The following is a 19,746-nucleotide window of genomic DNA, read 5'->3' on the forward strand; positions in this document are numbered from 1 at the left end:
ATCTGTATTATAACAAAATCGCTCGGAGTTGTCATCCGCTTACAGGCTCCCTGCGAAATTTTCTTGGTTGTTCGCCCAAAACTTCTGCCGCAAACTTTGTTAAGAATGTAACATATTTTTGTGTAAAAAATCGCTTTTTTGTGCATTTTTCTTGATTTTTTCGTTTTTTCATCCCATTCGGTCCGCTTTTCGTGATATTGCGCCGGGAATGCGGTTTTTTTAGAATCTTGCGGTCCTTTTTAACCATTTGACAAGGGCTTCGAAATCTTTTACCATCAGAGGAACAAGATTTTCCCGGCATCTGGAAACCCCGTGCGGCCGGCCCTTTTCGGGCCGCTGCACCTTTCTTTTTGCCGGGTGCAACAACAGCGGAGCGGCTGTCGCCCCATGCTCCGTGAAAGGAAGGAAGTAGCAAAATGAGCAGACTGTACATCGAAACACCCAGTCAGGCCCAAACGGTCATTGAGGGCCTGTACCGGGATGTGGAACGGCGTATTGCGGCCAGCCCTCCGGGGCTGTGTCCGGTGGACATGGCGCTCTCGTTCCTCAAGCTGTGTCACGCGCAGACCTGCGGCAAATGTGTGCCCTGCCGCATCGGTCTGGGACAGCTGGCCACCCTCCTCGAGCGCGTGCTCGACGACGAGGCCGACATGAGTACCCTGGACCGCATCGAAAAGACCGCCCGCGTCATCGCTGATTCGGCGGACTGCGCGATCGGTTTCGAAGCGGCCGCCATGGTGCTGCGCGGCGTGCGCGGCTTCCGCGACGACTATGTCGAACATATTGTCAACCACCGCTGCATCACTGGGCTGACCCAGCCGGTGCCGTGTGTGTCCATGTGTCCGGCGCATGTCGATATCCCCGGCTACATTGCCCTGATCCACGACAAAAAATACGCCGATGCGGTCCGTCTCATCCGCAAAGACAATCCCTTCCCTTCGGCTTGTGCCTTCGTCTGCGAACATCCCTGTGAAGCGCGCTGCCGCCGTAATATGGTGGACAACGCGGTCAACATCTGCGGCCTGAAACGCTATGCGGTCGAGCAGGCGGGCGTTGTGCCCGCTCCGGTCTGCGCCGAATCCACCGGCAAGCGTGTCGCTGTCATCGGCGGCGGCCCGGGCGGCCTGTCGGCGGCCTATTACCTGAGCCTCATGGGCCACAAGGTGGTCGTATTCGACCGGCTGAAAAAACTGGGCGGCATGCTGCGTTACGGCATCCCGGATTACCGTCTGCCGCCCGAGATCCTCGACCAGGACATCAACGCCATCCTGTCCACGGGTGTCGAGACCCGCATGGGCGTGACCATCGGCAAGGATGTACCGTTTGAGGACATCGAGAAAGAATTTGACGCCATCTACATTTCGATCGGCGCGCACAACGACAAGAAGATCGGTATCCCCGGTGAGGACAGCGTGGGCGTCATGAGCGCCGTGGAGCTGCTGCGCGACATGGGCGACGGCCACAAGCCCGACTTTACCGGCAAGCGCGTGGTCGTCATCGGCGGCGGCAACGTATCCATGGACGCCACCCGCACGGCCAAGCGCCTGGGCGCGGCTTCGGTCACCTGCATGTACCGTCGCCGGGTCGAGGATATGACCGCGCTGGCCGAGGAAATCGAAGATGCAGCGGCCGAAGGATGCGAGATCATGCCGCTGCAAGCGCCGGTTGCCATCCAGCCGGACGAAAACGGACGGGTTGCCGCCATCGTCACCCGCCCGCAGATGATCGGTCCGGTGGGCAGCGACGGCCGCCCACGTCCGCAGAACAACGGCGAACCCGACCGCATCACCCCCTGCGATATTGTCATTGTGGCCATCGGCCAGGGCATCGATTCGTCGGCCTTTGCCGAAGCCGGCGTACCCACCGTGCGCGGCGCCATCTCGGCCCTGCCCGATTCGTTCGTCAAAGGAAAGCCCAACGTCTTTGCCGGCGGCGACGCGGTCACCGGTCCGGCGACCGTGATCCGCGCCATTCAGGCCGGTAAGGTCGCGGCGGCGAATATTGATAACTTCCTGGGCTTCTCGCACGAAATCAAGTCCGGGGTCTACATCCCGCCTGCACGCCTGTCCACCACGCCGGCCTGCGGCCGCGTTTCGCCGGGCAGCCGTCCGGCGCAGGAACGCGCATGCGATTTTGGGCTGGCCACGCTCAGCATGACCGAAAACGAGGCCATGCAGGAATCGTCCCGCTGCCTGCGGTGCGATCACTTCGGCTACGGCAACTTTAAAGGAGGGCGGCAGGAAAAATGGTAAATGCAACCATCGACGGAATCGCGGTCCGTGTCGCAAACGGTACGACCATCAAGCAGGCCGCGGAAAGCGTGGGCATCACGATCCCCTCGCTGTGTTATCTGAAAGACTTAAACGAAATTGGCGCCTGCCGGGTGTGCTGTGTCGAAATCGAAGGCGAACAGCGCATGGTGCCCTCGTGCAACAACCCGGTGCAGGAAGGCATGGTCATCCACACCAATTCGCCCCGCGCCCGCGAAACGCGGCGGGTCAATGTGGAACTCATCCTGTCGCAGCATGATTGCCATTGCGCGACCTGTGTGCGCTCGGGCAACTGCAAATTGCAGACCCTGTCCAACGATCTGGGCATTCTGGTCAATCCCTATCAGGAAGATCTGCCGCGCGGCATCAAGAGCAAGTGGACCACCACCTTCCCCCTGTTCCGCGACGCGGCCAAGTGCATCAAGTGCATGCGGTGCGTGCAGGTGTGCGATAAAGTGCAGAGCCTGAGCATCTGGGAGCTGACCAGCTCGGGCAGCCGTTCGACCATCGACGTTTCCTTCAACCGCCGCATCAAGGACGCCGACTGTGCTCTGTGCGGCCAGTGCATCACCCATTGTCCGGTGGGCGCGCTGCGCGAACGCGATGATACCGTCCGCGCCTTCTCGGCCCTGTCCGACCCGGACAAGATCACGGTTGTCCAAATCGCGCCTGCGGTGCGCACGGCCTGGGGCGAAGCCTTTGGCCTGCCGCCCGAAAAGGCGACCGTCGGCCGTCTGGCGGCTGCGCTGCGCCGCATGGGCTTTGACTATGTCTTTGACACCACCTTCTCGGCCGACCTGACCATCATGGAGGAAGGCTCGGAATTTTTGGAGCGCCTGCAAAAGGGCGATCTGCAAAAATACCCGATGTTCACGTCGTGCTGTCCGGGTTGGGTGCGGTTCTTAAAGAGCCAGTATCCCGAACTGACCCATTGGCTGTCCACCTCCAAGTCCCCGCAGCAGATGTTCGGCGCGGTGTCCAAGACCTGGTTTGCCGAAAAGATGGGCTTAGACCCCAAAAAGCTGTTCTGCATCTCGATCATGCCGTGTCTTGCCAAGAAGGCCGAATGCGACCTGCCGACCATGCAGGACGAAGCCTATGGCCAAGACGTCGACCTGGTGCTCACCGTGCGTGAGATCACGCGCATGCTGCGCGCCGACCAACTGGACCCGGCCAACATGCCCGACGAGCCGCTCGACTCGCCCTTGGGCGAAGGCACGGGCGCAGGCGTCATCTTTGGCGCGACCGGCGGCGTAATGGAAGCCGCGCTGCGTTCGGCTTATTATCTGGTCACCGGCCACAATCCGTCGGTCAACTCCTTCCACGATGTGCGCGAAGTGATGAACGACGATGTGCTGGGACTGCATACGCTGGGCCGCGGCTGGCGGGAGGCGACCTTTGACCTCAAGGACACCCCGGTGCGTGTCGCGGTCGCCAGCGGACTCGGCAATGCCCGCGCGCTGTGCAAGGCGATCTTGTCGGGCGAAAAGCAGTATGATTTCGTCGAGATCATGGCCTGCCGCGGCGGCTGCGCCGGCGGCGGCGGACAGCCCATCCACGACGGCGAAGAGCGCGCGCTGGTCCGCGGTCAGGTCCTCTATGGGCTGGACAAGGTTTCCGAACTACGTTTCTCGCATGAAAACCCGGCGGTCGGCGCCCTGTATGAAGAGTATCTGGGTCAGCCTCTGTCCGAACGGGCCGAGCACCTGCTGCATACCGATCACGAAGGCTGGATCATGCCGCCTCATCCCGATTACGGCAAAGAGTAACAAGATATAACAAGCCTCCGCCCACAAAGTATCCTATATCGGCGGAAATTACCCATAAACTTCGCAAGATTCGAGTGGCGGAAAATCGGAGAAAGACCTATAATAATCCCGTAAGGATCGATAAAACTTCGACGGATTCGTTCTTTCTCTATCTCTTTATTTCTTGCGCAAGAGCCGCTTCCATTTGGGGGCGGCTTTTGTCATGTTCCACGAAATCCTGCAAAGGACATAAAAATTTTACACGGGTCATTGTCTTTGGACACAAATTTCATTACAATAGAAGGTGAGAATAAATTTGAAGACCGCAGGGGGAACGCGTATGAAACAAATCGGTTTTGATAATGACAAATACCTCGCCATGCAGTCGGCGCACATCAAGGAGCGCATCGCGCAGTTTGGCGGCAAACTTTATCTGGAGTTTGGCGGCAAGCTGTTTGACGATTATCATGCTTCCCGCGTGCTGCCCGGCTTTGCACCCGACAGCAAGGTGCGCATGCTGACCCAGCTCAAAGACGACGCCGAAATCGTCATCGTCATTTCGGCGGGCGACATCGAAAAGAACAAGGTGCGCGCCGACATCGGCATCACCTACGACATGGACGTACTGCGCCTGATCGACGCTTTCCGCGGCATCGGGCTGTATGTCGGCAGTGTAGCCATCACCCAGTACTCTGGACAGGCTGCCGCCGATGCTTTCAAAAAGCGGCTGACCGCACTGGGCGTGCCGGTCTACACCCATTATCCGATCGCCGGGTATCCGAGCAATGTCCCCCTGATCGTATCCGACGAGGGTTATGGCCGCAACGAATACATTGAAACCACCCGCCCGCTCGTGGTGGTCACCGCACCCGGTCCGGGCTCGGGCAAAATGGCGACCTGCCTGTCCCAGCTCTACCATGAATATAAGCGCGGCGTTTCGGCTGGTTACGCCAAGTTCGAGACCTTCCCGATCTGGAACCTGCCTTTAAAGCATCCGGTCAACCTGGCCTATGAAGCGGCCACGGCGGACCTCAACGACGTCAACATGATCGACCCCTTCCATCTGGAGACCTACGGCATCACAACGGTCAACTACAACCGCGACGTTGAGATTTTCCCGGTGGTCAATGCCATCTTTGAAAAGATCGCGGGCAAAAGCCCCTACCATTCGCCGACCGATATGGGCGTCAACATGGCGGGCAAGTGCATCTTTGACGATGAGATCTGCCGCGCGGCCTCCTGCCAGGAGATCATCCGCCGCTATTACCAGGCCCGGTGCGATGCCCGCATGGGCCGTGCCGATGAAAGCTGTGCGCATAAGATCGAACTGCTCATGAACCAGGCCAAGATCACACCGGCCGACCGTCCGGTCATCGCCGTGGCTGAAAAGAAGGCCGAGGAGACCGGCAGCCCGGCGGCGGCCATCGAACTGCCCGACGGCACGATCGTCACCGGCCGCACCTCGTCGCTGCTGGGTGCGTCGGCAGCGGCGCTGCTCAACGCCCTCAAGCATCTGGCTGGTCTGCCCGATGAACTGCATCTGCTGCCGCCGCTCATCATCGAACCCATCCAGCGGCTGAAAACCCGCGGTCTGGGCAACCATAACCCCCGCCTGCACACCGACGAAGTGCTCATTGCCCTGTCCATCTCGGCGGCCACCAACCCGGCGGCTGACCTGGCTATCCAGCAGCTCAGCGCGCTCAAGGGCTCCGAAGTGCATTCTTCGGTCATTCTGGCCCAGGTCGATGACGGTGTGTTTAAAAAGCTGGGCATGAACCTGACCTGTTCGCCCGTGCACCAGACCAAAAAACTCTATCACAAGTAAAAGCCTTTGGACCATGGCGGCATGATGCCTGTGCGTCATGCCGCTTTCTTTCTCATCTCTGGACCAAGCGAGGCCCCTCTTATGGAACTATACGATCGCTGCCTGCATCTGTGCCGGCATATCCAAACCCTGACCGGCGTCCATACCACGCTGCTTGATATCGGCAAACAGGAATTTTGTATGCCGCCCTTTCATCTCGATTGCAGTCTCACTCCGTCCGGCTGCAGCGCCTACAACACCCATCTGTACGGTGCGTATGAAGCCGAACGCTGGGATGGCAAGTACATCTATTATTGTCCGCGCGGCCTGACGTTCATCGCCACCCCGCCGATTCAAACCGGGGAAACCATGCAGTACTGCATCATCACCGGCCCGATCATCATGACCAACAGCGCCGACGACCCCTTTGAGGACCCCTCGGCGGTGCCTGACCCGCTGCATGATGTGCCCCGCCTGACCACGGCGCAGACCCGCTCGCTCAGCGAAATCGTCGCCGCGGCGGTGTCCTCATTTGCGCTCGATTCGCTGCCACCCGATGTCGATTCGGGCAATCAGGCCGGTATCCTGCAAATGATGTACGACCTTTCGTCCGACGAAGCTGGTCCTCGAACCTATCCCATCGAAACCGAGCGCCGCTTGCAGGAACATGTCCGCTCGGGCGATAAAGAAGCCGCGCAGGCCCTGCTCAACGAACTGCTCGTGCATCTGTACTGCATTGCGGGCAATGACCTGAACATCATCAAGGCGCGCATCCGCGAACTTCTGGTGCTGATGAGCCGGGCGGCCATCGACGGCGGCGCCGATGTGGACGAAATCTTCAACCTGTGCTGCCGGTATGAACAGCAGGTCGATTCCTTTACCACCCCCGAGGTACTCAACCGCTGGGTGGGCGCGATCTTGCACAAGTTCGTCAGCTTTGTGTTTGACTTCAACGACATCAAGCATCAGAACGTAATCTTTAAGACCACGGCTTACATCAAGGACCATCTGACCGACAAGCTGTCGCTCGACCAGGTGGCCGAGCAGGTGTATTTGTCCAAGTCCTATTTCTGCCGCATCATCAAGGAGGAACTGGGCTGCACATTCACCGAATATGTCAACCGCCTGCGCATCGAACGCAGCAAAGTGCTGCTGCGCTCGTCCGGCATCTCGATCGCCGAAGTGGCCTGTGCGGTCGGTTTTGATGACCAGAGTTATTTCACCCGCATCTTTAAAAAGCAGACCGGCGTCGCGCCCGGAAAATACCGCGAAAACCGTCCCAAAAAGACAAAATGACCGCCGGGAAATCCCCGGCGGTCCGAAAAAAAGTCAGGCGAAATCGCCTGACTTTTTTGTTTAGCGTCCGTAAAATTCATCGACCGCTGCAAAGAAGGCGTCGATGTTGTCCCAGCTCGAAAGCGGCGGGATGTCGCAACCCGAAGAAATGACGAAGTTCGGGTGCTTGCAGCAAGCTTCCATGACGCCGAGCGTCGTCTTGCGGATGGATTCGGGCGTGCCGCCGCGGAACTCGCCCGCCGGATCAACGTTGCCCATGCAGATGGTGTCCGCCGGAGCCTTTTCCAGAATTTCAGCCATATCGACCGCGTTGCCGAAGTGGTAAGCGCTCGCACCGCAGGAGAAGATGGAGTCGAGCGTGATGTTGGCCGTATTGCCGCAGTTGTGGTAGATGACGGCAAAGTTTTCGTCGCGTACGGCTTCCACGATGCGCTTGCAGTAATCGCCCGAGAATTCCTGCGCGAGCGCCGGGGACAGCAGACCGGCCAGCGGTTCGGCGATGACCACGCCGTTAGCGCCCACGGCCTTGTAAGCCTTGATATACTCGATGATAAACTGAGTGCTCTTTTCCAGCACAACATGGACCATATCCGGCTCATCGTAGCAGTAGATGAGCGCCTCGGTCACGTCGAGCAGGCGGCCCGCCAGCGAGAACGGTCCAATAACGCCCGCAAAGACCGGACGGTCTTCGATCAGGCCCATGGCCTTTTCAATGGCGTCAATGTAGATCTGGGTGCGGCCTGCGCCGATGGGCGGCACTTCGAGCGTCTCGGCCTGTTCCATACGTTCATCTTCTTCGACCTCGGTGGAGATGACCGGGCCGGTCACAGTCGGCACCTCATCGTCGGATACCCGAATGGGCGCGCCGAAGCATTCGGCTTCGACCGATAGGTCCATCAGGCTCACCGCGCCGCCTGCCTGCGGGGTGCGGTCGGCGACCGCTTTCATGCCGCGCGCCTGGACGTCGCTGTCGGCGATCAGTTCCTTCACCGTGATGCCCAGAAGCTGGATGGACGGGAAGGAGAGTACCGGTAATGCTTTCTTCGCCGGCGCCTCGAGCAGTTCGCGGCACCACTGATCCATATTTCTCTTCATAAACGATCGACCTCCGAAAATGTAGTTTCTGCATATCGCTGTATTCAAGATAGCACGCCCCGCCGGGCGGCTGCTAGGAGAAAATTGTTCAGATTTCGGATATAATTGACTTTGTCATTTGCAGCGTCCGCTCACTCCCCGGTCTCGTCTGCGCGCTCAAAATCGTCCAGCGGCGCCGGTTCGCTGCGAAACTTCCGGTTGCTGTAATCGGCGACAATGCGGCTGTGCGGCGGGCAGGACAGGAACCGTTCATCGTCCCACGGCCCGTTGACCAGCGCGTCCAAAAAGCCCATTTCGCCCTCGACTTTGGTAAATTCCCAGCCAAAATCGGCGGCCGCCTGCCGGGCATAGGCTTCATGCTCCGGCCGCTCGGCCAGCGGACAGGTGATAAAACCGCAGTGTTTATAATTGGTCATCCAATTATTCGTGCATTCCATGAGATAGTCGGCGTTTTCCTCGCCGTATTCAGCCGCGTACTCGGCCCGACGGCGGGCATAGTTTTCCTTGGACGGTGTGAAGGCCTGCTCGATCCATCCGGCGTTGTACCAATAGACGCCCGGCAATCGTGCAAACAGCTCCCGATACCGGTCGGCCGAGCCTAAAAAGAGCGAGATGCAGTCGTCGCACCGCGGCACCACGATGGGCAGCGACCGGCTGCGCAGACCGATCACGCCGTTCGAGCACAGGCCATAGGCCAGCACGATGGCTTCAAAACGCAGCGTTTCGGGCAGATGTTCGTTTTCCCGCTCAATGGTGTCCACGGTTTCCTGCAAGCTGGTGCGCAGCAGGTCGGGCGTATCGTGCAAGCCCTGCCGCAGCCACCACACCCGCACCATATGCCGGCTTTCGGCCACCAGATGGGAGATCTCCCGGTTCATGACCATGCAGCCGATGATGGCAATACGCATCATTTCCCCTCCGTTTCGGTTGGATTGGCCTTATTATACGCCCGCGCCCGGCGCGGGGCAAGGCATGGCCCGCGGTTTTGGACGAAAGTGCAAAGGAAGGGCAATTTCCTCCCAAAGCGGCGCATGATTTTCCTATACGCCGCCCGGTCCGGCGGCCTATACTGAAAGCAGGAAACAGGCAGAAGGAGAGGACCCACATGAATCTGGCCATTGGTATCGATACGGGCGGCACCTGCACCGATGCTGTCCTTTATGATTTTGACACCCGGCGGGTGCTGGGCAGCAGCAAGGCCCTGACCACCTATGACGATCTGACACGCGGCATTTTGCAGGCGCTTGATGGTCTGGACCCGACCCTGTGCCGCCAGGCGCGGCTGGCCGGCCTGTCCACCACCCTGGCGACCAACGCCTGCGTGGAAGGCAAATTCCGCCGCACCCGTCTGCTGCTGCTCGGCATCGACCGCCGCGGCATGGAAAAATACGGCGCCTCCTATGGCTTTACCGACCCGGATGACATCCGTTACCTGTCCTGCCGCACGACCATTACGGGCGGCATCGAAGAAGAACCCGACTGGGACCTTTTGCGGGCGAGCGCCAAGGACTGGTTTGCCGGGGTGGAAGCCTGCGCCGTGTGTGAAATCTACGGCATGCGCAATGGCGCGGTGCTCGAACAAAAGGCGGCGCGCATCGTGCGCGAGCAGACCGGCCTGCCCACCGTATGCGCCAGCCTGCTGTTCGGCGGCCTGTCCAGTTTGGAACGGGCGGCCAGCGCGGTGCTCAATGCCGGGCTGCTGCCGGTCACGCGCGACTTTCTGGACGCCGTACAGCGCGCCTTCCGCGCGCGCGGCATCGATGCCGCCATCCACATCGTGCGTTCGGACAGCAGCCTGATGGGACTAAACTATTCAGCTGAGCACGCGGTCGAGACCCTGCTGTCCGGCCCGGCCGCTTCGGCGCTGGGCGGCAGCGCGCTGACCGGGGAGCCGGACGCGGTCATCGTTGACATCGGCGGCACGACCACCGACGTGGCACTGGTGCAGGACGGTGCACCCCTCCTCTCAGACGACGGCATCCGTGTGGGACAATGGAAAACGCTCATCCGCGGGCTGTTCTCGACCTCGTTTGCCCTGGGCGGGGACAGTGCCATCCGCTGGGATGTCCACGGCAATCGGTCGCTCGGACCCGAGCGTATCATCCCGTTGTGCGTGCTGGCGACCCGCTATCCGGCAGTGACCGAGACGCTGCGCCGCCAGGTATTGGAGACACCCACCCACACTCTCATGCTGCACGAATTTCTCACCCTGGCCCGGGCCGACTGGGCCGATTTACCGCTCTCACTCGAAGCGCATGAGCAAAAGCTGTGCCTTGCGCTCGAAGCCGGGCCGCTCAGCGTACAGCAGGCGGCCGACGTGCTCGGCATCGACAAATACCAGCTGCGCACCCGCACGCTCGAGCAGGCGGGCATCGTGCTGCGTGCCGGTCTGACCCCGACCGACATCATGCACGTACGCGGCGACTACACCCGGTATGACCGCAACGCGTCCATCTGGGCGGCACGGTTTGCCGCCGGGTCGCTGCATGTGGAACTCGAAGCCCTGTGCGATGACATCTATACCGAAGTTTCGCATCGGGTGTTCGACGCGGTGTCGCAGATGCTGCTTGAGCATGCTTCCCCCTATTACCGCACCCACGGGCTGGACGACGGCATGCGTGAACTGCTCCGCCTGCAATGGGAAAACCGGGCATCGGGCGGCAGCGGTCTGCTGCAATACGCCTTCCGCACCCCGGCCAAGATCATTGGCATCGGCGGGCCGGTGCATCTGTTCTTGCCCGCTGCCGCGAAAGCGCTGGGCGCGGAGTGCATCATCCCCGAGGGCGCGTCCACGGCCAATGCCGCGGGCGCCGTGACCGGGCAGACGACCTGCACGGCCACAGCCGAAATCCGGCCGCATGGCCTGTCGCCCGAGGACGAGCAGCAAGGCGATTATGAAGTGCTTTGCGAGGGACAGCCGCCCTGCTACTTTGCTACCGAGAGCGAAGCCGTTGCCTGGGCTTCGGCGCGGCTGGCCGAACATGCGGCTGCCCGCGTGCGCGAACAGGGCGCGGCGGGTGAATTGTCCATTGTGACCCACACCGAGGATGTGACCGGCGGAGGCTGCAAGCTGTGTACCCGCATCCGCGTGACGGCCAGCACTTGTCTGGGCCGTACGATGAAGGAGGTTTGCTGAATATGACGATCACGGTAAAAACCGGCGCGCAGACGCTTGCGCTCGAGGCCGCGCCCGGCGAAAATCTGGGCGATATGCTGCGCCGCGCCATCCCCACCTTTGCGCAGCCCTGCGGCGGCAACCACACCTGCGGCAAGTGCCGGGTCATCCTCGAAGGTGCGGCTCCGGCCCCCTCGGCCAGCGACCTGCGGCTGCTCAGCGAGCAAGAACGGGATGCCGGGGTGCGTTTGGCCTGCTCGTGCCCGGTCACAGACGGCATGACCGTTCATCTCGCGGAAAGCGGTCCGGCGCGCATCGTGGCCTGGAACAAGACCGTACCCTTTGACCGCACCGAGACCGGCTACGGCATTGCGGCCGACATCGGCACCACCACGGTCGCCATGCAGCTGTTTGACCGTGTCAGCGGTCAGGTGCTGGCCGAACGGCTGGAAGAAAACGCGCAGCGTGGCTTTGGCGCGGACGTCATCTCGCGCATCGAGGCGTGTAAGACCGAAGGGCTGGACACCCTATCCAGCCGCATCCGTGAACAGCTCGAACGCATGGCGGCTGCCTGCTTGCATGAGGCGGGCATCGACCACATCGACGAAGCGGTCGTGACCGGCAACAGCACCATGCTCCATCTGTACGAGGGGCTGGACCCGGCCTCGCTCGCGGTCGTACCGTTTGACGTGCAGTCTTACTTTGGCTGCATGAGCCGCCACACGCTTTCGGGTGCGCCCGTTTATCTGCCGCGGTGCGTGGGCGCCTATGTGGGCGCGGACATTATTTGCGCCATCCTGGCCGCCGGGATGCAGGACGGCGGTGTGCAGCTTTTGACCGACATCGGCACCAACGGCGAAATGGCCCTCATGCGGGACGGCAACCTATCCTGCTGCGCCACGGCAGCCGGACCGGCCTTTGAGGGCGCGGGGCTCAGCTGCGGCATGCCCGCCGCCGCGGGCGCGATCCGCGCCGTGCGCCGCGAGGGCGGCAAAATTTGCTATCAGACCGTCCAGGATGCGCCGCCGGTGGGCATCTGCGGCTCGGGCATTCTGGATGCACTGGCCGTTCTGCTGGAGGACGAAACCCTGGAAGACACCGGCTATCTGGATGAAGATTACACGGTGGACGGCACCGAGGTGACCATCACCCAGCGCGACGTGCGCCAGATCCAGCTGGCCAAGTCGGCCATCTTTGCCGGGCTCATCACCCTGCTGGAAGAACAGGACCTGCCCGCGGACGCGGTCGACCGGTTCGTCATCGCGGGCGGGTTCGGCAGTTCGATGAATATGGATTCAGCCTGTGCCATCGGTCTATTCCCCGCCGCGCTGCGGGACAAGGCCGACTTCATCGGTAACGGCGCGCTTGGCGGCGCGGCCATGCTGCTGATGAACCGTTCGCTGCGCGCGCAAAGTGAACAGATGGCGCAAAACGCGACCGAGATTTCGCTGTCGGCCAGCCCGGATTTTATGGACTATTATGTCGACTGCATGTCGTTTATGACCTTTTAATAAAGCAGCCGCCCCGGCAGGAACTTATCCTATGCCGGGGCGGTTTTTTGATTTGCACAGCAAAAGAGGACGGTTCATACCGTCCTCTTTTACCGGAATTATGAAAAAAATCAAGCAGTGCAAATTTCCAATGCCACGTCGGCAGCCGAAGCTGCGTCGGGCGTATAGCGGTCTGCGCCGATCTGATCGCAGAATGCCTGGGTGATCGGTGCACCACCAATCATGACCTTGACATTGCCCTTGAGTTCGGAAGCATTGACGGCTTCGACTACGTCGCGCATCTCGCCCATGGTGGTGGTCAGCAGCGCCGAGCAAGCGATAATCTTGGCATCGTTTTCGCGAGCCGCTTCCATGAACTTTTCGACTGGCACGTCAACGCCCAGGTCGATGACCTTCAGGCCCTTGCCTTCCATCATCATACGGACCAGGTTTTTGCCGATGTCGTGCAGGTCGCCCTTGACCGTACCGATAACGACCGTACCCTTTTCTTCCACACCGTCTGCAACCAGGTGCGGACGGAGCAGCTCGATGCCCTTGGTCATTGCGCGAGCGGCAATGAGCACTTCGGGAACAAACACTTCGTTATTCTTAAATTTCTGGCCGATGACGTTCATGCCGTCCAGCAGGCCCTGCTCCAGAATATCGGATGCCGGGATGCCTTCGTCCAGCGCCTGCTGTACGCAAGCCTTTACCTTGGGCGCGCGGCCCTGTTGCAGCCAAGAACTGATGTCATTCAAAACACTCATTACCATGATCTCCTCTTTTCAAAATTTCATCTCAAATCGCTTGCTGCTCTTTGTTGCCGCAGCCTTTGTTTGATCTTATGGTACCATTTTACCCTTGGATTTTCTTGAACGGATTTGCACTTTTTTTGCATTATCTTTCCCTTTGCCTTTTGAGGCCGTGCGGCGCATAAAAACCCCCCGTTTCCGCATACGCAGAAACGGGGGTTGTTTGCTCTTAACGGCGCTGCATCCAGGAAATGCGTCGGCGCTTTCGTATCCGTGCCCGGCGGTAGGACAGGCCTGCCACCAGCACCACCAGACCGCCGACCACCCCGGCGCCAATCCAAAACGCCTTTTCGGTTGTCCCGGGGACCGGGTGTCCGTCCTCCTTGGGTTCGGCCTGAGCTGCCCCGGTGGGCACGGTGTCCTGCGGCACTTCGAGCAGCAATGGATCGCCTGCCCCGGCATCGACCAGCAAAGCGTCATCCTGGGCGGTATAGGTCAGCGCATCAGTTTGGGTATCGTTTGGCAGCAAGATCATCTCTGCCTGGACGGCGTCGGCATCGGGCGACAGTCCTGCTTTCTCGGCCTTCTGGACGATGGTTTGCGCGCTGAGCTCCGTTTTGTGGAATTGGTCATATCCGTAGGCGAACAGGGCGGTGGTATCCACCAGTTTTCCGGTTTTATCGTCGCCTAAAACGACTGCAATCAGCGTCACGCCGTCGCGCCGGGCGACCGTGACCAGCGTATGCCCCGCCTGACTGGTGTATCCATTTTTCCCGGCAATGGCCGAAGGGTCATAATATTCCGACTGTGGATTTAAAATATTCTGCTTGTTCCAGAAGGAGCGCGGTTCCGATTGTTTGTTGGTCGGCGGCATGGTATAGACCTGGGTGCCTGCAATGGTCAAAAATGTATCGTATTGCAGTAGCTCCCGGGTGATGCACGCCATATCATAAGCGGTCGTATAATGCAAACGGTCATCCAGCCCATGCGCATTGACAAAATTGGTATGCCGGCAGCCGAGTTCCTTGGCGCGTTCGGTCATATGCTTAGCAAAGGCCTGCTGGGTACCGTCGACCGCTTCGGCCAGCACATTGGCGGCATCGTTGGCCGAAGTGAGCAGCATGGCATACATCATCTGTTCGAGCGTGACCTGTTCGCCCTCATCCAGGGCAATGTGGGTGGACCCGCGTTCGATGGAATACACGGCATCGTGACTGACCGTGACCGTTTGGTCCAAATCGATCCCGCTTTCCAGCACCAGCAGGGCGGTCATCAGCTTGGTGATCGACGCTGGATGCGCCGGTGTATCCATCTCCTGATCGAACAAGACCTGTCCATTTTCTGCGCAGTAGAGCACCGCCTGCCGGCTTTGCAGCACCGGCGGCTCGGCCGCTGCGGCGGCAAAAGATGTACACATGAGTAGGGCCATGGCCCATCCTAAAATCCGTTTCATCTGGGTTCCTTTCTTCCATTTATTGCTTTTATCTTCCCCCAAATTTCTCTTATCATACACGATGCGCCGGCCAATCGCAAGATGTTTGCCAAAAAGATACATTTTTCGTTCGGTTTCGAGCCGGAAAACCCAAAAAATTTTAAGATTTCTTGAAACCGTGAAATCCCTCTCCAAATTTTGCTCTTCCTGTGGTATAATAGCCGCAGAGCGGCTATTATACCATGCTGATTGCATGATGCTGCCAAGTCTGGCAGCATGGCCGCAGAGCGGCTATTATACCACACCTTTCGAAAAGCCGACCAGAGGAGGGATTTCTCTTGCCCTATGTACTTTTTTATCTGCTGCTGGTCAACCTGGCTGGCGCGGTACTGGTCGCGGTGGACAAATGGAAAGCCCGGCGGCATCGATGGCGGGTGCCCGAAAAAACACTGTTTTTGCTGTGTTTTCTGGGTGGCTGCCCGGGTGTTTACCTGACGATGCGCCTTTGCCGCCACAAAACCCTGCACAAACGGTTCATGTGGGGCATTCCCGCGATTTTTCTTTTACAGCTTGCCTTGTTGGCGGCTGTCTATTATTTCCGCGAAGGACTGTAAATCATGACACAATTTATTATCCGGCATTTTATCCCGGACGCTGACAACGTGCGGGATGCCCAGGTGCGCGAACGCTATGGCGTGGTATCCGGCATTGTGGGCATTTTCTGTAATGTGTTCCTGTTTGCAATCAAACTGGTCATTGGCCTGATTACCGGGTCGATCTCGATCGCTGCCGATGCTGTCAACAATTTATCGGACGGCCTGTCCTCTCTCATTTCGGTGGTCGGTTTCAAGCTGGCCGGCAAAGCCCCGGACAGCAAACATCCCTTCGGCTATGGCCGCACCGAATATCTGGCCGGTCTGGCAGTCGCCTTCCTGATTGGTATGGTCGGCGTGGAATTTGCCAAAACTTCGATCGACCACATTTTGCACCCTTCGGCGGTCCTGTTTTCGCCGGTACTCCTGGTGATTTTAGCGCTGTCCATGCTCGTGAAACTGTGGATGGGCGCTTTTAACCGCAATTTAGGCAACCGCATCGATTCGACCGTGCTGCGCGCAGCCATGCAGGACTCCATCAACGATGTCATCACCACGTCGGTGGTCATCATCGGCATGATCGCATCGCAATTTACGTCCATCCCGGCCGATGGCTATATCGGTTTAATCGTTGCCGTATTCATTCTTTGGTCGGGCATCGGCATTGCACGCGATACGCTCAGCCCGCTCATCGGCCAGGCGGCGGACCCGGACATCGTCCAGAGCATCGAAGATATTGTTCTGTCGTTTGACGGCATCATCGGCGTGCACGACCTGATCGTTCACAACTATGGCGCCGGCAAGTCGCTGGCTTCCATTCATGTCGAGGTGCCCGATTCGGCCAATTTTGTCGCCATCCATGAGGTGGTCGACGAAGCCGAAAAGGCGGTCTGGCAGCAGACCGGCGTGTTTCTGGTCATCCATATGGACCCGGTTTCGGTGGATGATGAACACATCCAGCAGCTGCGGGATATGACGCTTTCGGCCATTGTCAAGATCGACAACCGCCTGACCATGCACGATTTCCGCGTGGTCGATGGCGACCGTCAGATCAACCTGATTTTCGATATTGTTGCGCCCTTTGAATACCAGGGCGAAAAACAACAGCAGCTTTTAAAAGAGATTCGGCGGGCTTTGCGCGCACGTGACCGCCGGTTCCATGCCGTGATCACCGTCGATCACCAGATGTAAAATTCGTCCATCCAAAAGGAGGAACTTCATGCTACTCATTTATACCGCGCATATCATGGACCCTTACACCGGCCTGGATGGCCTGCGCGATATTCTGATCGATGACAACGGGGTCATCACCCAAGTGGAAAAACATATCGACTGGGCTTCGGCCGGACCGGACGTCACCCTGCTGGACGCCAAGAGCCGCACGGTCACGCCGGGATTTATCGATACCCATGTGCATTTCCGCGATCCAGGGCAGACCCATAAAGAAGATATTCACACCGGTATGCGGGCCGCCGCCGCGGGCGGCTATACGACTGTGGTGTGCATGGCCAACACCAAACCGGTCTGCGACAGCCTGGAAACGCTCGAATATGCCCAGCAGACAGCCGCACAGGACCCGCTCATCCATGTTTTGCAGGCCTGCGCGATCACCAAGGGCCTGAAAGGCCAGGAACTGACCGATTTTGCCGCCCTCAAGGCCGCCGGAGCCCCCGGTTTTACCGATGACGGCATCCCGCTGCGCGACGCTTCCCTGGTCATGCGGGCCATGGAGCAAGCCGTTAAAAACGATACCCTGCTTTCCTTCCATGAGGAAGCGCCCGAATTTGTCGATTCGCCGGGCGTGAACTTCGGTTCGGCGGCAGCTGCCAAGTTTGGTGTGCCCGGTGCGCGCCCCATTTCGGAAGAAGTCATGATCGCGCGCGACATCGCCCTGGCGCTGCGCTCGGGCGCGCGTGTGGTGTTCCAGCATGTATCCAGCGCCCTGTCGGTATCGCTCATCCGGGCGGGTAAGGAACTGGGCGCCAAGATTTATGCCGAGGTCACGCCCCATCATCTGGCGCTGACCGAAGATGCGGTCCTCGAACACGGCACGCTGGCGCGGATGAATCCGCCGCTGCGCACCGAAGCCGACCGACAGGCGCTCATCGCTGGTCTGAAGGACGGCACCATCGATATGATCGCCACCGACCATGCGCCGCACGCTGCCGAAGAAAAGGCACAGGACTTTGCGTCTGCCCCTTCGGGCATCACGGGTCTGGAAACCGCCTTTTCGGTGTGCAACACCGCGCTGGTCAAGACCGGCCGCATGACCCGCATGCAGCTTTTGACCTGCATGAGCAAAAATCCGGCGCAGATCTACGGCCTGACGGGCAAATCCATCGAGCCGGGCAACCACGCCGAACTGGCGATTCTGGATTGGGACGCCGACAAGGTCTACACGAAATACCAGTCCAAATCGTCCAACACGCCCTTTACCGGCAAACCGCTGCGTGGGGCAGTGCATGGCATTGTCATGGGCCAGCGGGCCATTCATTTCGGCTAACTTTTTTCAGGAGTGGAGAATAAAGAAAGGATCACGGTGTAACACATGGATGAAAACGTAAGAGAATTTCCGCAGGCCGCGCAGGCGCCGGCCCAAACGCAGGGGGAGCATCGGGCTGCCCCCCGTCCGCAGCAGCCCCGCAAAAAGAAAAAGACCAAGCGCGCCCGCGTCTTGCAGCGCCGGCTGATCGTGCTGGCCACGGTGCTTGTCATCTTTTTCGTGATTTTCTCGATGGGCTCGGCCTGGGGCAAGGGCCGCGGCACCAAACTGACCAACGAAAATGTCACCACCCAGCTGGCGGCGCTGACCACCCTGTCCAGCACCTCCTACCACTACACCAATGTGGAACGTTTTGAAAACGTGGAGGATTTTTATGGCTGGGATGCTTCCGATTATTCCTCGGGCTTTACGCTGTCCTATTCGGGTGTCATCACGGCAGCCATCGACCCGACCAAGATCCAGGTCGAAGTCAAGGGCAAGAAAGTCACGGTCACGCTGCCCGAACCCGCGATTTCTTCCAATGAGATCACCCAGGACAGCCTTTCGGTTTACAACAGCAACCAGGGTGAATTTGTCACCATTCAGGTGACCGACTTTGCCGGTTTTGAGAAGGCGCAGCAGCCGGTCGCACAGGCAAAAGCCACAGCCGATGGTCTGCTGGTCGAAGCCTCGGACAAGGCCAAAACAGCAACCCAGTCGCTCATTGAATCGCTGGCAGGCGGCAAAGACAAATACGAAATTTCCATCAAGTAAACAAAAAAACCATCCTTCCCCCGAGGGAAAGGATGGTTTTTTTATGGCCGGTTACGCAGGATCGTGAAGTGGAACAGATCGCTGCGCAGATAATCGAGCGAATAGAGCAGCGGGTTGCCGCGCGAATCGTAATGGTACTGCCGGAACCCGAACGCATCGCACCCTTCGGGCAGCTGGAGCAGTACCCGCAGCGGGTCGGCCTTGTCCGGGATGAACAGCTCGGTCAATGCCCGGCTGATGCGCAGACCTTGCGTTTCCTCTAAGTAGGCAAACAACGACGGCGGCAGGTGCTCGGCCAGACCTTTGGTGTATTTCTGCGGCAAATAGCCCAGACTGGCCGAAATGATGCCAAAATCCGCATGCCGGATGCGCTGTAAGATAAAGAACTTTTCTTCTTCCGGGGTTTCAAAAAACCGGCTGACCTCGGGCGGCGCCGTATCGATGCGGCAGACCATTTCGGACTCCTTTTCCTGAATGCCCGCCGCGGCGATCATCTTGCTCATGCTTTGCAGCTGCGCCAGATCGTTGGCAATGCGGCGCGGTTTTTCCAAAAGGTAGGTGCCCGATCCGTGCTTGGAGACCAGCAATCCGTCGCTTCGCAGCAGGTCCAGGGTCTTGCGCCAGGTTTCCCGGCTCACGCCCAACCTTTCGGCCATGTGCACTTCGGATGGGATCTTGCTGCCCGGTGCAAACTCCCCGGCTTGATATAAAGACAAAAATGCCTCTTTGGCCCGCAAAGCGGAAGATTTCTGTTTCATGCTGCTTATGGTCCTCCTGTTAACGCGGGGCATGCCGCGTACACTTTTTATTTATTATATCTCATTTCTTTTAGATTTCAAGCGAATCTCCAAAGAATCTATCCGACCACTTTAGTGAATATGCACAATTTACCATT

The 19,746-nt window shown here is 59.1% G+C and carries 16 protein-coding genes; 10 read left to right on the forward strand and 6 right to left on the reverse strand.

Annotation, left to right across the window (positions count from 1 at the left end; genetic code table 11):
- Nucleotides 1–31: 31 nt before the first annotated feature.
- Complete coding sequence (locus tag EFB11_RS16810) at nt 32–433, reverse strand: hypothetical protein (protein ID WP_164706636.1); 402 nt, start codon at nt 431–433, stop codon at nt 32–34.
- Between EFB11_RS16810 and EFB11_RS06375 the strand changes: the two genes are divergently transcribed.
- The 4 genes from EFB11_RS06375 to EFB11_RS06390 all read left to right on the forward strand — a co-directional run bounded on the left by EFB11_RS06375 (nt 417) and on the right by EFB11_RS06390 (nt 7,118).
- Entirely contained in the window at nt 417–2,252 is a 1,836-nt protein-coding gene (locus tag EFB11_RS06375; RefSeq protein WP_122789433.1) for an NAD(P)-binding protein, read from the forward strand. The genes EFB11_RS16810 and EFB11_RS06375 overlap by 17 nt on opposite strands.
- Nucleotides 2,246–4,039: a [FeFe] hydrogenase, group A gene (locus EFB11_RS06380; protein ID WP_122789434.1), complete on the forward strand. Its 1,794-nt coding sequence runs from the start codon at nt 2,246–2,248 to the stop codon at nt 4,037–4,039. The genes EFB11_RS06375 and EFB11_RS06380 overlap by 7 nt, the downstream gene beginning before the upstream one ends.
- Before the next feature lie 319 nt (nt 4,040–4,358).
- Nucleotides 4,359–5,843, forward strand: a complete 1,485-nt coding sequence (locus tag EFB11_RS06385) for a DUF1846 domain-containing protein (protein WP_122789435.1) — start codon at nt 4,359–4,361, stop codon at nt 5,841–5,843.
- Between the two features lie 81 nt (nt 5,844–5,924).
- On the forward strand, nt 5,925–7,118 hold the full coding sequence (locus EFB11_RS06390; protein WP_164706637.1) for a helix-turn-helix domain-containing protein: 1,194 nt from the start codon (nt 5,925–5,927) through the stop codon (nt 7,116–7,118).
- A gap of 60 nt (nt 7,119–7,178) precedes the next feature.
- Here the strand turns inward: EFB11_RS06390 and EFB11_RS06395 are convergent, their stop codons facing one another.
- On the reverse strand, nt 7,179–8,213 hold the full coding sequence (locus EFB11_RS06395) for a uroporphyrinogen decarboxylase family protein (RefSeq protein WP_122789437.1): 1,035 nt from the start codon (nt 8,211–8,213) through the stop codon (nt 7,179–7,181).
- A gap of 131 nt (nt 8,214–8,344) precedes the next feature.
- Entirely contained in the window at nt 8,345–9,121 is a 777-nt protein-coding gene (locus EFB11_RS06400; RefSeq protein ID WP_164706638.1) for a DUF1638 domain-containing protein, read from the reverse strand.
- 197 nt (nt 9,122–9,318) lie between these two features.
- Here EFB11_RS06400 and EFB11_RS06405 point away from each other — a divergent pair, with 197 nt between their 5' ends.
- Nucleotides 9,319–11,349 (forward strand): hydantoinase/oxoprolinase family protein, encoded by a 2,031-nt coding sequence (locus tag EFB11_RS06405; protein ID WP_122789439.1) that lies wholly within the window; start codon nt 9,319–9,321, stop codon nt 11,347–11,349.
- A 2-nt stretch (nt 11,350–11,351) separates the two neighbouring features.
- The gene (locus tag EFB11_RS06410) at nt 11,352–12,839 is read left to right on the forward strand and encodes an ASKHA domain-containing protein (RefSeq protein WP_122789440.1); all 1,488 of its coding nucleotides are present in this window, start codon (nt 11,352–11,354) and stop codon (nt 12,837–12,839) included.
- A gap of 110 nt (nt 12,840–12,949) precedes the next feature.
- Here the strand turns inward: EFB11_RS06410 and EFB11_RS06415 are convergent, their stop codons facing one another.
- Both EFB11_RS06415 and EFB11_RS06420 read right to left on the reverse strand, forming a co-directional pair.
- Nucleotides 12,950–13,585: a corrinoid protein gene (locus EFB11_RS06415; protein WP_122789441.1), complete on the reverse strand. Its 636-nt coding sequence runs from the start codon at nt 13,583–13,585 to the stop codon at nt 12,950–12,952.
- Between the two features lie 214 nt (nt 13,586–13,799).
- The gene (locus EFB11_RS06420) at nt 13,800–15,023 is read right to left on the reverse strand and encodes a D-alanyl-D-alanine carboxypeptidase family protein (RefSeq protein ID WP_164706639.1); all 1,224 of its coding nucleotides are present in this window, start codon (nt 15,021–15,023) and stop codon (nt 13,800–13,802) included.
- 317 nt (nt 15,024–15,340) lie between these two features.
- Between EFB11_RS06420 and EFB11_RS06425 the strand changes: the two genes are divergently transcribed.
- From EFB11_RS06425 to EFB11_RS06440, 4 genes are read left to right on the forward strand one after another with little or no spacing between them, the layout of a single operon-like run.
- Entirely contained in the window at nt 15,341–15,616 is a 276-nt protein-coding gene (locus EFB11_RS06425) for a DUF1294 domain-containing protein (protein WP_122789443.1), read from the forward strand.
- 3 nt (nt 15,617–15,619) lie between these two features.
- Nucleotides 15,620–16,786 carry a cation diffusion facilitator family transporter gene (locus tag EFB11_RS06430; RefSeq protein WP_122789444.1) on the forward strand — a complete coding sequence of 389 codons (1,167 nt, stop codon included), beginning with the start codon at nt 15,620–15,622 and terminating at the stop codon, nt 16,784–16,786.
- Between the two features lie 28 nt (nt 16,787–16,814).
- Nucleotides 16,815–18,098, forward strand: coding sequence for a dihydroorotase (locus tag EFB11_RS06435; protein WP_122789445.1), 1,284 nt, complete (start codon nt 16,815–16,817; stop codon nt 18,096–18,098).
- Between the two features lie 45 nt (nt 18,099–18,143).
- Complete coding sequence (locus EFB11_RS06440; RefSeq protein WP_122789446.1) at nt 18,144–18,851, forward strand: DUF4230 domain-containing protein; 708 nt, start codon at nt 18,144–18,146, stop codon at nt 18,849–18,851.
- 41 nt (nt 18,852–18,892) lie between these two features.
- On the opposite strand, the gene EFB11_RS06445 is transcribed toward EFB11_RS06440, so the two are convergent.
- Entirely contained in the window at nt 18,893–19,609 is a 717-nt protein-coding gene (locus EFB11_RS06445) for a GntR family transcriptional regulator (RefSeq protein WP_164706640.1), read from the reverse strand.
- Nucleotides 19,610–19,746 lie beyond the last annotated feature (137 nt).

The sequence above is a fragment of the Intestinibacillus sp. Marseille-P6563 genome (assembly GCF_900604335.1).
GTDB lineage: Bacteria > Bacillota > Clostridia > Oscillospirales > Butyricicoccaceae > Butyricicoccus_B.